The sequence below is a fragment of the Streptomyces sp. NRRL S-31 genome (assembly GCF_000718775.1).
Lineage (GTDB): Bacteria > Actinomycetota > Actinomycetes > Streptomycetales > Streptomycetaceae > Streptomyces.
The window spans coordinates 37,086-51,059 of the sequence record NZ_JOCB01000109.1 but is presented as its reverse complement, the minus strand read 5'-3'; the positions used below and the strand labels follow the sequence as shown (position 1 = coordinate 51,059).

Annotated in this window: 16 protein-coding genes; 10 read left to right on the top strand and 6 right to left on the bottom strand. The window is 72.6% G+C overall.

Annotated features, from left to right (window positions below):
- Window positions 1–139: 139 nt before the first annotated feature.
- A complete protein-coding gene (ndgR, locus tag IF37_RS0132615) occupies window positions 140–856 on the bottom strand; it encodes an IclR family transcriptional regulator NdgR (RefSeq protein ID WP_009320373.1) in 717 nt (238 codons plus the stop codon).
- Window positions 857–1,063: 207 nt separating this feature from the next.
- Between ndgR and leuC the strand changes: the two genes are divergently transcribed.
- The 4 genes from leuC (at window position 1,064) to IF37_RS0132595 (ending at window position 4,403) form a co-directional block, all read left to right on the top strand.
- Window positions 1,064–2,491, top strand: a complete 1,428-nt coding sequence (gene leuC, locus IF37_RS0132610) for a 3-isopropylmalate dehydratase large subunit (RefSeq protein WP_030750965.1) — start codon at window positions 1,064–1,066, stop codon at window positions 2,489–2,491.
- Between the two features lie 6 nt (window positions 2,492–2,497).
- Window positions 2,498–3,091 (top strand): 3-isopropylmalate dehydratase small subunit, encoded by a 594-nt coding sequence (gene leuD / locus IF37_RS0132605; protein WP_030750964.1) that lies wholly within the window; start codon window positions 2,498–2,500, stop codon window positions 3,089–3,091.
- Window positions 3,092–3,364: 273 nt separating this feature from the next.
- Window positions 3,365–3,595 carry a hypothetical protein gene (locus tag IF37_RS0132600; RefSeq protein WP_030750963.1) on the top strand — a complete coding sequence of 77 codons (231 nt, stop codon included), beginning with the start codon at window positions 3,365–3,367 and terminating at the stop codon, window positions 3,593–3,595.
- A 136-nt stretch (window positions 3,596–3,731) separates the two neighbouring features.
- Complete coding sequence (locus IF37_RS0132595) at window positions 3,732–4,403, top strand: HU family DNA-binding protein (protein ID WP_030750962.1); 672 nt, start codon at window positions 3,732–3,734, stop codon at window positions 4,401–4,403.
- Window positions 4,404–4,471: 68 nt separating this feature from the next.
- Here IF37_RS0132595 and IF37_RS0132590 read toward each other — a convergent pair whose 3' ends face one another.
- Window positions 4,472–4,675 (bottom strand): hypothetical protein, encoded by a 204-nt coding sequence (locus IF37_RS0132590; RefSeq protein ID WP_030750960.1) that lies wholly within the window; start codon window positions 4,673–4,675, stop codon window positions 4,472–4,474.
- Between the two features lie 43 nt (window positions 4,676–4,718).
- Complete coding sequence (gene cofC / locus IF37_RS0132585) at window positions 4,719–5,357, bottom strand: 2-phospho-L-lactate guanylyltransferase (RefSeq protein WP_030750957.1); 639 nt, start codon at window positions 5,355–5,357, stop codon at window positions 4,719–4,721.
- A 153-nt stretch (window positions 5,358–5,510) separates the two neighbouring features.
- On the opposite strand from cofC, the gene IF37_RS0132580 reads away from it, so the two are divergent.
- The 3 genes from IF37_RS0132580 to IF37_RS0132570 all read left to right on the top strand — a co-directional run bounded on the left by IF37_RS0132580 (window position 5,511) and on the right by IF37_RS0132570 (window position 8,627).
- Complete coding sequence (locus IF37_RS0132580; RefSeq protein ID WP_030750954.1) at window positions 5,511–6,335, top strand: 1-acyl-sn-glycerol-3-phosphate acyltransferase; 825 nt, start codon at window positions 5,511–5,513, stop codon at window positions 6,333–6,335.
- Complete coding sequence (locus IF37_RS0132575) at window positions 6,332–7,342, top strand: NAD(P)H-dependent glycerol-3-phosphate dehydrogenase (RefSeq protein ID WP_030750950.1); 1,011 nt, start codon at window positions 6,332–6,334, stop codon at window positions 7,340–7,342. Before IF37_RS0132580 ends, IF37_RS0132575 begins: the two co-directional genes overlap by 4 nt.
- Window positions 7,343–7,469: 127 nt before the next feature.
- On the top strand, window positions 7,470–8,627 hold the full coding sequence (locus tag IF37_RS0132570) for a D-alanine--D-alanine ligase family protein (RefSeq protein ID WP_030750948.1): 1,158 nt from the start codon (window positions 7,470–7,472) through the stop codon (window positions 8,625–8,627).
- Window positions 8,628–8,639: 12 nt separating this feature from the next.
- Here the strand turns inward: IF37_RS0132570 and IF37_RS0132565 are convergent, their stop codons facing one another.
- Both IF37_RS0132565 and IF37_RS0132560 read right to left on the bottom strand, forming a co-directional pair.
- The gene (locus IF37_RS0132565) at window positions 8,640–9,161 is read right to left on the bottom strand and encodes a DUF3515 domain-containing protein (protein ID WP_030750945.1); all 522 of its coding nucleotides are present in this window, start codon (window positions 9,159–9,161) and stop codon (window positions 8,640–8,642) included.
- A 20-nt stretch (window positions 9,162–9,181) separates the two neighbouring features.
- A complete protein-coding gene (locus tag IF37_RS0132560) occupies window positions 9,182–9,415 on the bottom strand; it encodes an Lrp/AsnC family transcriptional regulator (RefSeq protein ID WP_030750942.1) in 234 nt (77 codons plus the stop codon).
- Window positions 9,416–9,678: 263 nt separating this feature from the next.
- Between IF37_RS0132560 and IF37_RS0132555 the strand changes: the two genes are divergently transcribed.
- Window positions 9,679–10,644, top strand: coding sequence for a thiamine-phosphate kinase (locus IF37_RS0132555; protein ID WP_030750939.1), 966 nt, complete (start codon window positions 9,679–9,681; stop codon window positions 10,642–10,644).
- The gene (gene thiD, locus IF37_RS0132550; protein ID WP_030750936.1) at window positions 10,641–11,435 is read left to right on the top strand and encodes a bifunctional hydroxymethylpyrimidine kinase/phosphomethylpyrimidine kinase; all 795 of its coding nucleotides are present in this window, start codon (window positions 10,641–10,643) and stop codon (window positions 11,433–11,435) included. Before IF37_RS0132555 ends, thiD begins: the two co-directional genes overlap by 4 nt.
- Before the next feature lie 197 nt (window positions 11,436–11,632).
- Here thiD and rpmB read toward each other — a convergent pair whose 3' ends face one another.
- On the bottom strand, window positions 11,633–11,818 hold the full coding sequence (gene rpmB / locus IF37_RS42910; RefSeq protein WP_003993230.1) for a 50S ribosomal protein L28: 186 nt from the start codon (window positions 11,816–11,818) through the stop codon (window positions 11,633–11,635).
- Window positions 11,819–12,076: 258 nt separating this feature from the next.
- Here rpmB and IF37_RS0132540 point away from each other — a divergent pair, with 258 nt between their 5' ends.
- Entirely contained in the window at window positions 12,077–13,759 is a 1,683-nt protein-coding gene (locus IF37_RS0132540) for a DAK2 domain-containing protein (RefSeq protein WP_030750931.1), read from the top strand.
- Window positions 13,760–13,974 lie beyond the last annotated feature (215 nt).

The following is a 13,974-nucleotide window of genomic DNA, read 5'->3' as shown; positions in this document are numbered from 1 at the left end:
GCGTGGGGACGGGGGGTCGGGAAGCGCCGAGGCGGCGGGGAGCGGGGAGCGCATGGGCGTGGGGAGGGCCTGCCGCGGCGTTGGGGCGGGTCCTCCCCGAAGTGGGCCGGAGTGCTCCTCTTCGTGTTCCCGGCGGGCGTCAGCCCGAGCGGCGCAGGGCCTCCGACAGACGGGCAGCCGCGTCGATGACCGCCTGGGCGTGCATCCGGCCCGGGTGGCGGGTCAGGCGCTCGATGGGGCCGGAGACGGACACGGCGGCCACCACGCGGTTGGAGGGGCCGCGCACCGGCGCGGAGACGGACGCGACGCCCGGCTCGCGCTCGCCGATCGACTGGGCCCAGCCGCGCCGCCGCACGCCCGACAGGGCCGTCGCCGTGAAGCGGGCGCCCTGGAGGCCGCGGTGCAGACGCTCGGGCTCCTCCCAGGCCATCAGGATCTGGGCCGAGGAACCCGCCTTCATGGTCAATGTGGAGCCGACCGGGACCGTGTCCCGCAGGCCGGACAGGCGTTCCGCCGCGGCCACACAGATCCGCATGTCACCCTGGCGCCGGTAGAGCTGCGCGCTCTCGCCGGTGACATCACGGAGGTGGGTGAGCACGGGGCCCGCCGTCGCGAGCAGGCGGTCCTCGCCCGCCGCCGCCGCGAGTTCCGCGAGGCGCGGACCGAGGATGAACCGGCCCTGCATGTCGCGTGCCACCATGCGGTGGTGTTCCAGGGCCACGGCCAGGCGGTGGGCCGTGGGTCGTGCCAGTCCGGTGGCGCCGACCAGACCCGCGAGGGTGGCCGGACCGGACTCCAGGGCGCTCAGGACGAGGGCCGCCTTGTCCAGAACGCCGACGCCGCTACTGTTGTCCATGCAACGATACTCACGTCTCACTCTGTGAAACGCAAGTTCAATTTTCCGTGGAACGCGCCACCCTGGAATCACACAGCGGCCCGCAGACCAAACGGGCCTGGCGGTCGACGCCCGGAATCACGACTTCAGGGGCCCCGAGACGGGCAGTCACCGCTCCTTGAGATCTCTAGTTGGGTCGGCGGACGTTTGCCGGCCGGAGGGAAAGCGATGGGTAGGACACTCGCGGAGAAGGTCTGGGACGACCACGTCGTCCGGCGCGCCGAGGGCGAGCCCGACCTCCTCTACATCGATCTGCACCTGCTGCACGAGGTGACCAGCCCCCAGGCCTTCGACGGGCTCCGCAAGAACGGCCGTACCGTGCGCCGGCTCGACCTCACCATCGCGACCGAGGACCACAACACCCCCACCCTCGACATCGACAAGCCCATCGCCGACCCGGTCTCCCGCGCCCAGCTGGAGACCCTGCGCAAGAACTGCGCCGAGTTCGGCGTCCGGCTGCACCCGCTGGGCGACGTCGAGCAGGGCGTCGTGCACGTGGTCGGCCCGCAGCTGGGCCTGACCCAGCCCGGCACCACCGTCGTCTGCGGCGACTCGCACACCTCCACGCACGGTGCCTTCGGCGCGCTGGCGTTCGGCATCGGCACCTCCCAGGTCGAGCACGTCCTGGCCACCCAGACGCTGCCGATGGTCCGCCCCCGGACGATGGCGATCACCGTCGAGGGCGAGCTGCCCGACGGCGTCACCGCCAAGGACCTGATCCTGGCGATCATCGCGAAGATCGGCACCGGCGGCGGCCAGGGCTACGTCCTGGAGTACCGCGGCTCCGCCATCGAGAAGCTCTCGATGGAGGCCCGGATGACCATCTGCAACATGTCGATCGAGGCCGGCGCCCGCGCGGGCATGATCGCCCCCGACGAGACCACCTTCGAGTACCTCAAGGGCCGCCCGCACGCCCCCGAGGGCGCCGACTGGGACGCGGCCGTCGCGTACTGGAGGACCCTGCGGACCGACGAGGACGCCGTCTTCGACGCCGAGGTCGTCATCCGCGCCGACGAGCTGTCGCCGTTCGTCACCTGGGGCACCAACCCCGGCCAGGGCGCACCGCTTTCGGCGTCCGTCCCCGACCCGGCTTCGTACGAAGACGCTTCGGAGCGCTTCGCCGCCGAAAAGGCCCTGGAGTACATGGGGTTGGAGGCCGGGCAGCCGCTGCGCTCCATCGAGGTGGACACCGTCTTCGTAGGCTCCTGCACCAACGGCCGCATCGAGGACCTGCGCGCCGCCGCCGACATCCTGCGGGAGCGCAAAGTCGCCGACGGCGTACGGATGCTGGTCGTCCCGGGCTCCGCGCGGGTCGGTCTCCAGGCGGTCTCCGAGGGACTGGACGTGGTCTTCAAGGAGGCCGGCGCCGAGTGGCGGCACGCGGGCTGCTCGATGTGCCTCGGCATGAACCCCGACCAGCTGGCTCCCGGCGAGCGCTCCGCCTCCACCTCCAACCGCAACTTCGAGGGCCGGCAGGGCAAGGGCGGTCGTACGCACCTGGTGTCCCCGCAGGTCGCGGCGGCCACCGCCGTCCTGGGCCACCTGGCCTCCCCGGCCGACCTGACCGACGCAACCGCCGCGCCCGCTGGAGTCTGATCAGTCATGGAAGCATTCACCACCCACACCGGCCGGGCCGTCCCGCTGCGCCGCAGCAACGTCGACACCGACCAGATCATCCCCGCCCACTGGCTCAAGAAGGTCACCCGCGACGGTTTCGAGGACGGGCTCTTCGAGGCCTGGCGCAAGGACCCCGAGTTCGTCCTCAACCGCCCCGAGCGGCAGGGCGCCACGGTCCTGGTCGCCGGCCCCGACTTCGGCACCGGTTCCTCCCGCGAGCACGCCGTCTGGGCGCTCCAGAACTACGGCTTCAAGGCCGTGATCTCCGCCCGCTTCGCCGACATCTTCCGCGGCAACTCGCTGAAGAACGGCCTGCTGACGGTCGTCCTGGACCAGGAGACCGTGGACGCGCTGTGGGAGCTGACCGAGGCGGACCCCACGGTTGAGGTCACTGTGGACCTTGAGGCACGTGAGGTGCGCGCCGGGGACGTCACCGCCGCCTTCGAGCTGGACGAGAACGCCCGCTGGCGGCTGCTGAACGGCCTGGACGACATCTCCCTCACGCTCCGCAACGAGGCGGACATCGCCGGGTACGAGGCCGGCCGGCCCGGCTACAAGCCGCGGACGCTCCCGGTCTGATCCGGCCCGGACCCGATCTCGCATAGGTCGAGTTTCAGCCACCCCAACACCCCGCCTGTACCCCCGATCGCCACGATTGGGGGTACAGCCATGTCTGCACCCGTACGGCCCTGCCGCCCCCCTCGGATCCGCTCAACTGCCCACGTTACGGCGGTTGTTGTCCGGGTAGGCGAGTGGTGTGTCCGGCTCCGGCGCAAGTGCCTGGAAGGCCATTCGAGGCGGTAGTTATACCCTGCGCAGGCGACAACTCGCCCCAGATGGCACAATCTGTGCATGGAACACGACGGCCAACTCCAGCTCTATGCGGCGGTCGCGAACCAGCTCAAGGAAGCGCACGCAGGGGTGCGCGCACTGCAAGTCCCGGAGGGCGTACGGATGGCGCTGACCCGGAAGCTGCTGGTCGTTACGGCCTCGGCCAAGCATGATCTCGCCGACGCGGCAAGGCGGCTCGAACGGTTCGCGGCGGACCTCGACGCGGGTCGGATCCCCGGGGAGGACCGCTGAACCGTCCGGCGCGGCCGAGTCCGTTGCGGCACAAGGGTGATAAGCCCGTTTCGTGTTTGATTTGCGGTATATATCTGCCTAACGTGCGAAAAAGCTTGAACACTTTCGTTCTGGCGAGGTCTCCGAAGGGGAAGACGTGAACAAGGCGCAGCTCGTAGAAGCGATTGCCGACAAGTTGGGCGGCCGCCAGCAGGCCGCCGACGCTGTCGATCATGTCCTGGACGCCATCGTCCGCGCGGTCGTCGCGGGCGAGCGGGTCTCGGTCACCGGCTTCGGGTCCTTCGAGAAGGTGGACCGCCCCGCCCGATACGCCCGCAATCCGCAGACCGGCGAGCGCGTTCGGGTCAAGAAGACCTCCGTACCGCGCTTCCGTGCCGGGCAGGGCTTCAAGGACCTGGTGAGCGGTTCGAAGAAGCTCCCGCGCGGTGGCGAGGTCTCCGTGAAGAAGGCGCCGAAGGGCAGCCTGTCCGGCCCGCCGCCCACCATCGCCAAGGCCGCCGGCAAGAAGGCCGCCGCCAAGAAGACGGCGGGCGCGGCGAAGAAGACCACGGCCGCGGCCACGAAGAAGGCGGCGGCGAAGAAGACCACGGCCGCCGCCGCGAAGAAGACCACGGCCGCCGCGAAGAAGGCGCCCGCCAAGAAGACGACGGCGACCGCCAAGGCCACCCCGTCCAAGACCGCCGCCAAGAAGACCGCGGCGAAGAGCGCCCCGGCGAAGAAGGTCACCGCGAAGAAGGCCCCGGCCAAGAAGTCGACGGCCCGCAAGACCACCGCCAAGAAGACGACCGCCCGCAAGGCGACGTCGTAAGACCGTCGTACAGCCACGCGCCGGGCCGGACTCCCCTGGGAGCCCGGCCCGCGGCGTGTGTAAGGGGGTTACAGGGTCTGGAGGGTTACCAGGGTGATGCGCAGGGCGTCGCCCCGCCCCTCGGTCTCGATCCGCACCCGCTGGCCCGCGCGCAGCAGCAGCAGACCCCCGGCGTCGAACGCGGCGGTGTCGAACGGGACCGGAGTGCCGTCGTCGAGGAGTACCTGGCCGCTGCGGGTCTGCGGGTCGTAGGTGTACGCGGTGGCCTGCATGGCGGCCAGCGTAGTGCCTCCCGCGCCGTGCCGCCGGGCGCGTTCAGGACCCGGGGATGAGCAGCCCCGCCGACGCCGCGGCCGTACGCGGTCCCACGCCCAGCGCCAGCGCCGCGCGCAGGTCCTCGCCGGTGTCCACGTCCTGCCGTACCGAATCCACCCCGGCGAGCCCGAGTTCCGTCGCGCCTGAGGCCCGGTGCCTGATGCGGGAATCCACACCGAACGCCGGCCGCAAGGCGCGATCACCGGCCGCCGCCAGCAAAGTCGTGCCCGTCCCCGCCGCGTCCGCCAGGAAAGCGCGGGGGAATTCGGCGGCGGCGCCCAGCACCCGGGAGAGTTCCGCCGGACGCAGGGCCGGCAGATCGGCGTTCAGGGCCGCGACCGCGGCGCCGGGGCGCAGCCGCCGCACGGCGGCCGTGCCGTGGACCAGAGCGGCGTTCAGACCGCTGCCGGGGGTGTCCGGGACGATCCGCGCGCCCAGCGCCGACAGCTCCCGGCCGGCCCGTTCGTCGTCCGTGACGACCGCCACATCCGCCACCGCCGCGCAGGCCAGCGCCGCCGCCACGGTGTCCTGGGCGAACGCCAGCGCCAGCCCCGGGCGCACCCCGTCGCCGGCGGTGTCCGCGAGTCTGCTCTTGGCCTGCGGCAGGGGCTTCAGGGGGATGACCAAGGTCCACTGCACCGGCGTACCGCCCCTCTCTCGTCGCGTTCATTGTCACCCGGGCTATCGGGTGTCGATGGGCGCGGGGCGTACGGTGTTCTCGACAGACCGGCGGCCCGGGGCCACACTTGTGCGGCCCCCGCCGGGGTGGCAGTCCTAGAGGAAGGTGTCCTTGTGCCCCGCCGCAGAATCGGCTTCTGGTACCGCTTCGCCGCGGTGATCTGCAAACCGCCGCTGGTGGTTCTGGTCAAGCGGGACTGGCGTGGAATGGAGCACATTCCGGCCGAGGGCGGATTTATCACCGTGGTGAACCACAATTCACACGTGGACCCCTTCGCATACGCGCACTATCAGTACAACACCGGACGGGTCCCGCGATTCCTGGCGAAGAGCGGCCTTTTCAAGAAGGGACTCGTCGGCGCCGCCATGCGCGGCACCGGGCAGATCCCCGTCTACCGGGAGTCCACGGACGCGCTCAGCGCCTTCCGGGCCGCCATCGACGCCGTGGAGCGCGGCGAGTGCGTCGCCTTCTACCCCGAGGGCACCCTCACCCGCGACCCGGACGGCTGGCCCATGACCGGCAAGACCGGCGCCGCCCGGGTCGCCCTCCAGACCAGGTGCCCGGTCATCCCGGTCGCCCAGTGGGGCGCCAACGAACTGCTGCCGCCGTACGCCAAGAAGCCGAACCTCCTTCCGCGCAAGACCCACCGCGTGCTGGCGGGCCCGCCCGTGGACCTCTCCCGGTTCTACGGCAAGGAGATGACCCCGGACGTGCTGAAGGACGCCACCGAGGTCATCATGGCGGCCATCACCCGCCAGCTGGAGGAGATCCGCGGCGAGAAGGCGCCCGAGACGCCGTACGACCCGCGTCGCGAGCGCATCGAGCAGCGGCGTCGCACCCAGGCGCAGGCGAAGGCGCAGGCACAGGCGAAAGCGCAGGCACAGGCGCAGGCGCAGGCGCAGGCGCAGGACAAGCAAGCGGAAGGGCAGAGCAAGTGAGCAAGCCTGTGCGGGCGGCCGTCATGGGCACCGGTTCGTGGGGCACCGCCTTCGGCATGGTGCTCGCCGACGCCGGCTGTGACGTGACCCTGTGGGCCCGCCGGCCGGAGCTGGCCGAGGCGGTCAACTCCACCCGGACCAACCCCGACTATCTGCCCGGCGTGCAGCTGCCGGAGAACCTGCGCGCCACCGCGGACGCGGCCGGGGCGCTGCGGGACGCGGACTTCACCGTCCTCGCGATCCCCTCCCAGACGCTCCGCGCCAACCTCGCCGAATGGGCCCCGCTGCTGGCGCCGGACACCGTCCTCGTCTCTCTGATGAAGGGCGTCGAACTCGGCTCCACCATGCGCATGAGCGAGGTCATCGAGGACACCGCCAAGGTCGGCGCCGACCGGGTCGCGGTGGTCACCGGCCCCAACCTGGCCCGCGAGATCGCCGCCCGCATGCCCGCCCTGGCCGTCGTGGCCTGCACCGACGAACGGGTCGCCCAGCGGCTCCAGGCCGCCTGCCACACGCCGTACTTCCGGCCGTACACCAACACCGACGTGGTCGGCTGCGAACTCGCCGGCGCGGTCAAGAACGTCATCGGGCTCGCGGTCGGCATCGCCGACGGCATGGGGCTCGGCGACAACGCCAAGGGCTCGCTCATCACCCGCGGCCTCGCCGAGACCACCCGGCTCGGCCTCGCCATGGGCGCCGACCCGCTGACCTTCTCCGGACTGGCGGGCCTGGGCGACCTGGTGGCCACCTGCTCCTCGCCGCTGTCGCGCAACCACACCTTCGGCACCAACCTCGGCAAGGGCATGACCCTCCAGGAGACCATCGCGGTCACCCGGCAGACCGCCGAGGGCGTCAAGTCCTGCGAGTCCGTGCTGGATCTGGCCCGCCGGCACGGCGTCGACATGCCCATCACCGAGACGGTCGTCGGCATCGTGCACGAGGGCAAGCCGCCGGTCGTCGCGCTCCGGGAGCTGATGGCGCGCAGCGCCAAGCCCGAACGGCGCTGACACCGGCCCTCCGAACGCCCCTCCCGGGCCCGCCGCGCGACGCTGTGCGACCGTCCGCGCGACGCTGAGCGACGGCCCGGGAGCGCGCGCTGACTTGGGCGCCGCCTGCGGGTACTCTCATCGCGATATGAGCACCGAGAACCTTCCCCAGAGCCCTGAGCAGCCGTCGCGCAAGCCGCGCGTCGCCGTCGTGTTCGGCGGTCGCAGCTCCGAACACGGGATCTCCGTGGTCACCGCCGGCGCTGTCCTCAAGGCCATCGACCGGACCAAGTACGACGTCCTGCCGATCGGCATCACCACGGACGGCCGCTGGGCCCTGACGGCCGACGAGCCGGAGCGGATGGCCATCACCGACCGCCGCACCCCGAGCGTGGCGGAGCTGGCGGAGTCGCGGGAGGGCGGTGTGGTGCTCCCCGTCGACCCGGCCAACCGCGAGGTCGTCTACAGCGAGCCCGGCTCCGTGCCCAAGGCGCTCGGCGAGGTCGACGTGGTCTTCCCGGTGCTGCACGGCCCCTACGGCGAGGACGGCACCCTCCAGGGACTGCTGGAGCTGTCCGGGGTGCCGTACGTGGGCTCGGGCGTGCTCGCCTCGGCCGTCGGCCAGGACAAGGAGTACATGAAGCGGGTGTTCACCTCCTTCGGGCTGAAGGTCGGCCCGTACGTGGTGATCCGGCCCCGCGAGTGGGCCCGGGACGAGTCCGCCGCCCGCAAGAAGATCGTCGACTTCGCCGGCGAGCACGGCTGGCCGCTGTTCGTGAAGCCCGCGCGCGCGGGTTCCTCCATCGGCATCACCAAGGTCGACGACCTCTCCGGCCTGGACGACGCGATCGCCGAGGCCCGGAAGCACGACCCGAAGATCCTGGTCGAGGCCGCCCTGCGGGGCCGCGAGATCGAGTGCGGCGTCCTGGAGTTCGAGGACGGCCCGCGCGCCTCGGTCCCGGCCGAGATCCCGCCGCCGGACGCGCACGCGTACTACGACTTCGAGGCCAAGTACATCGACTCCACGCCCGGCGTCGTCCCGGCCCCGCTCACCGACGAGGAGACCGCCGAGGTGCGGCGGCTCGCGGTCGAGGCGTTCGAGGCGGCCTCCTGCGAGGGCCTGGTCCGCGCGGACTTCTTCCTCACCGAGGACGGCGAGTTCGTGATCAACGAGATCAACACCATGCCCGGCTTCACGCCGATCTCGATGTACCCGAAGATGTGGCAGGCGACCGGGATCGGCTACCCCGAGCTGGTCGACCGCCTGGTGCAGGCGGCGCTCGGCCGCTCCACCGGCCTGCGCTGACCCGGTGGCGGCTCAGTGCCGCATGGAGGCGAGCCCCGTCGGGACCGTCTTCTTCACGGCCGCCGCCAGATCGGACATCACCTGGGCGCTGTCGTCCGGCCCGGACAGCTCCTTCGGCAGCGTCACCTGCACGTACGCGAGGCGACCGGACGTGGTGAACCGCCACGTCCCGTCGTCCTCCTTCTCCATCAGCCAGTCGACCCCGTCGACCCCGCCGCCGATCGCGTTCGGGTCGTTGCCCTGCGCCACCTCGGGATCGACCATCTTCGGCGGCCGGACGATGCCGCAGCGCAGTATGATCGCCGGGCTTCCCCAGGCCGCCGTGTAGGCGGACCGGGGCTCGGGGTCCCGGCGGTCGCGCCCGTCCACCGTGCGTGGCAGCGCCTTGTCCAGGTCCCGGCAGAGCGGGGCCGTCCTCGCGTCGGGGGTGGGCGCCGTCACGGTGCGGCCGTCGCCGGCCGCGGAGCAGCCGGCGACGGCGAGGAGCAGGGCCGGCGCGAGCAGGCCGAGCGGCCGGTGACGGAAGATGTTCACCGGCCCAGCGTAGACGGGGGCTACAGATGCACGACCGGGCAGGTCAGCGTGCGCGTGAGGCCGTCCACCTGCTGGACCTTCGCGACCACCATGCGGCCGAGTTCATCGACCGTCTCCGCCTGGGCGCGCACGATGACGTCGTACGGCCCGGTCACGTCCTCCGCCTGGATCACTCCAGGGATCTTGCTGATCGTCTCGGCGACGGTCGACGCCTTGCCGACCTCCGTCTGGATCAGGATGTACGCCTGTACCACGGAACCTCCAGGGCGGCCACGAGGATCATGTGGGGGAAAGGAACGCCACGGTATCGCGTCGCCGCTCCCCGCGGGGAGACCTGCGGGAACCGGGCTTGCGCGCCAGGGTGCGGGCACGACGGACGTTGACGGTCACCCGGACCGTACCGACGGTCATCCGCGTCGGCGGCCGGTACGACCGCGACGACGGACACCTCGACCGTATCGGGGACACTGATGACGCGCGACCGGGCACTGCACGGAGAGAAGGGGAGCTTAGGAACATGAAGGGCACTGTTGGTGAGCTCGGGGAGTTCGGGCTCATCAGGGAGCTCACCTCCCGTCTCACCACCACCGCGGCGGTCCGGGTCGGCCCCGGCGACGACGCCGCGGTGGTCGCCGCGCCCGACCGCCGGGTGGTGGCGAGCACCGACATCCTGCTGGAGGGCCGGCACTTCCGCCGCGACTGGTCCACGGCCTACGACGTCGGCCGCAAGGCCGCCGCGCAGAACCTCGCGGACATCGCCGCGATGGGCGCCGTGCCGACCGCGCTGCTGCTCGGCCTGGTCGTCCCGGCCGAACTGCCGGTCACCTGGCCCACCGAGCTGATGGACGGCCTGCGCGACGAGTGCCAGGTCGCCGGTGCCGCCGTGGTCGGCGGGGACGTCGTACGAGGCGACACCATCATGGTGTCGATCACCGCGCTCGGCGATCTGCGCAACCACGAACCCGTCACGCGCGGGGGCGCCCAGCCCGGCGACCTCGTGGCCGTCACCGGCTGGCTGGGCTGGTCCGCCGCCGGATACGCGGTGCTCTCCCGCGGCTTCCGCTCGCCGCGCGCCTTCGTCGAGGCCCACCGGCGCCCCGAGCCGCCCTACCACGCGGGCCCGGCCGCCGCCGCGCTCGGCGCCACCGCGATGTGCGACGTCAGCGACGGGCTCATCGCCGACCTCGGGCACATCGCCGAGTCCAGCAAGGTCCGGATCGACATCCGCTCCGGCGCGATCGACATCCCGACGCAGATGCACGACATCGGACAGGCCGTCGGCGTGGACCCGCTCCAGTGGGTGCTCAGCGGGGGAGAGGACCACGCCATCGTGGCCACCTTCCCGTCCGACACCAAGCTCCCGGCCCGCTGGAAGGTCATCGGCGAGGTCCTCCACCCCTCCGCGCTGCCCCAGGTGACGGTCGACGGGGCGCCCTGGACCAGCAAGGGCGGCTGGGACCACTTCGGGGACATCGAGTCGTGATCCCCAGGGTCCTGACCGTGGCGGGCTCGGACTCCGGCGGCGGCGCCGGCATCCAGGCCGACCTGAAGACGATGCTCGCGCTCGGCGTGCACGGGATGAGCGTGATCACGGCCGTGACCGCGCAGAACTCCGTGGGCGTGCAGGGCGCCTGGGAGCTGCCGGTGGAGGCCGTACGGGCCCAGTACCGCAGCGTCGTGGACGACATCGGCGTACAGGCCGTGAAGACCGGCATGCTGGCCTCCGCCGAACTGGTCGAGGCGGTCGCCGAGTTGATCTCCGGCACGGACGCGCCGGCCGTGGTGGACCCGGTGGGCGTCTCCAAGCACGGCGACCCGCTGCTGGCCGCCTCCGCGCTGGAGTCGGTCCGCACCCGGCTGCTGCCGGCGGCCACCGTGGCCACCCCGAACCTCGACGAGGTGGCCCAACTCACCGGGGTGATCGCCGAGTCCGAGCACGATCTGCGCCGGGCCGCGCACGCGGTGCTGGCGTACGGGCCGCGCTGGGTGCTGATCAAGGGCGGGCATCTGTCCGGGGACGCCGTGGACCTGCTCACCGACGGCACCGCCGAGCACTGGCTGCGGGCCCCGCGCCACGACAACCGGCACACCCACGGCACCGGCTGCACCCTCGCCTCCGCGATCGCCTGCGGACTGGCGAAGGGACGGTCCGTGCCGGAGGCGGTCGCGGCGGCCAAGGAGTACGTCACCGGGGCGATCGCCGCCGGGTTCGCCCTCGGCTCCGGCATCGGGCCCGTGGATCACGGCTGGGCGCTCGGGCGGGAGACCCCCTGAGCGCCGGGCGGGCGCTCAGACGGGAGGGTCCCCGAGCACCGGCCGGATTCCGGCGGGCCGGCCGCGTTCCGTTCCCGGGTACGGCAAGAAGCCGGCCCACCGTGAGGTGGACCGGCTCAGTGCAGCGAACCAGGCAGTGGCCGCGCGCGGATGGGGGTCCCCCCGCCCGGCCGGAGCCGAGAGTGGGGGAGGTTGCGTCAGCGCGAGACCTTGCCGGCCTTGATGCACGAGGTGCAAGCGTTCACGCGCTTCGGCGTCCCGCCGACCACGGTACGCACACGCTGGATGTTCGGGTTCCAGCGACGGGACGTACGGCGGTGCGAGTGCGAGATGTTGTTGCCGAAGCCCGGCCCCTTGCCGCAGACGTCGCAGTTGGCAGCCACGGGTCACTCCAAAGACTTCAGATGCACTTACGGTTAATCCCGGCATGCCGGGATCGAGATCCTAAGACCTGAGATCTTGAGTGGCGGTGCCAGGGGAACAAGCCCGATCGGATCGGGCAACCGGAGCAGCATACAACGGCTGCGCCCGTACAACGAAACTACCACGGCGGACCGGGGCCCCGTCCCGGCCCTCTTCCGGAAGCCACCGGTCCGGGGTCTACGCTGCGTCCCACGTCCAGCCAGCTCAGGGAGGCGCAGGTGGCGCAGGTGCCGCAGACGTTCTTCGATGCTCTCGCGGTGCGCACCTGGTGCGGTCTGGCGCTCCGGGCGGTGGGGCGCGCCCGGGAGGAGATCGACGCGATCAACGTCTACCCGGTGGCGGACGGCGACACCGGGACGAACCTCTACCTGACCCTGGAGTCGGCGGCCACGGCCGTGGAGGCGGTGTTCGCCGGGTACGGGACCGGCTGCGCCGAACCGTCCCTCGCGGACGCGGTGCGGGCCATGGCGCACGGCGCGCTCATCGGGGCCCGGGGCAACTCCGGGACCATCCTCGCGCAGCTGCTGCGCGGCATGGCCCAGGTCCTCGCGGAGACCGCCGAGCCGTCCCGCGCCGACGGCTCCGGGCTGCGGCTGGCCCTGCGCCGGGCCGCCGACTCCGCCCGGCAGGCCGTGGCCCACCCCGTCGAGGGCACGGTGCTGACGGTCGCCTCGGCCGCCGCCGTCGCCGCCGAGCGGGCCGAGGGCGACTGCGGGGCGGTCGCGCGGGCCGCCTACGAAGGCGCGCGCACGGCCCTGGCGGCGACCCCGGACCGGCTGCCCGTGCTGCGCCGGGCCGGGGTGGTCGACGCGGGCGGCCGGGGGCTGCTGGCGGTGCTGGGGGCGCTGGTGGAGGCGTGCACCGGGGAAGCCGTACGGGAACCCGCGAAGTCGGCCGACGCGCCGTCCGGCGGGCCCGCGCGCGAGGACGCGGGTGTTGGTGCCGGTGCCGAGCCGTGCCCCGACGCGGCCGGGACCGGCGGGCCCGCGTTCGAGGTGATCTACCTGCTGGAGGCCGACGACGCGGCCGTGACCCGGCTGCGCGCGCGGCTCGACGCCCTCGGGGACTCCCTGGTCGTGGTCGGCGGCGACGGCCTGTGGAACGTCCACGTGCACGTCGACGACGCCGGCGCCGCCGTGGAGGCCGGAGTGGAGGCCGGACGGCCGTACCGGATCCGGATCACCCACTTCGGGCTCGGCGACGCGCACACCGGCGGCGCACGCCCGTCCCCCGAGCGCGCCCAGCGGGCCGTGGTCGCCGTGGTGCCCGGCGAGGGGCTGGCCGGGCTGTACGCCGAGGCCGGCGCGACCACCGTGCTGGCCCGCCCCGGAGAACCGCCCGCCAGCGGCGAGCTGGTCCAGGCCGTACGGCGTGCCCACGCGCGCGAGGTCGTGCTGCTGCCCAACGACGCCGAGCTGCGCCACACCGCCGCCGCGGCGGCCGAACAGGCCCGCGCCGAGGGCGTCCGGGTGGCCCTCATCCCCACCCGCTCGGCGGTCCAGGGCATCGCCGCGCTCGCCGTGCACGAGCCGGAGCGCCGGTTCGACGAGGACGTCGTCCAGATGACCTCGGCGGCCGGCGCCACCCGGTACGCCGAGGTCGCCGTGGCGGAGCACCAGTCCTGGACGACGGCCGGCATCTGCCAGGCCGGGGACGTCCTCGGCCTGATCGACGGGGACGTGGCCGTGATCGGCGCGGACGTCACGACCACCGCCCGGACCGTCCTCGACCGCATGCTCCAGGCCGGCGGCGAACTGGTCACCCTCGTCATCGGCGACGAGGCACCCGCGAGCGTCGCCGCGCACCTGGAGGCCCGGGTACGGGAGTCCTACCTGGCCGTGGACACGGTGGTCTACCGCGGCGGCCGACAGGGAGCACTGCTGCTCATCGGCGTGGAGTGACCCACCGGCCCCGGGGCCGCGCCCGACGCCCGCCCGCCCCGACCGGACCGCGACTCGCCCCGACCGACCGGACCCCGACCAACCGGACCCCGACTCCGCCCCGACCGACCGGACCCCGGCTCAGCCCCTTCCCGGCGTCCGGCCGTCCCGCAGCCCGGCCCCTCCGGGGTCCGGCCCTTCCGGGGTCCGGCTGCTCCGGTGCCCGGTAGTTCTGG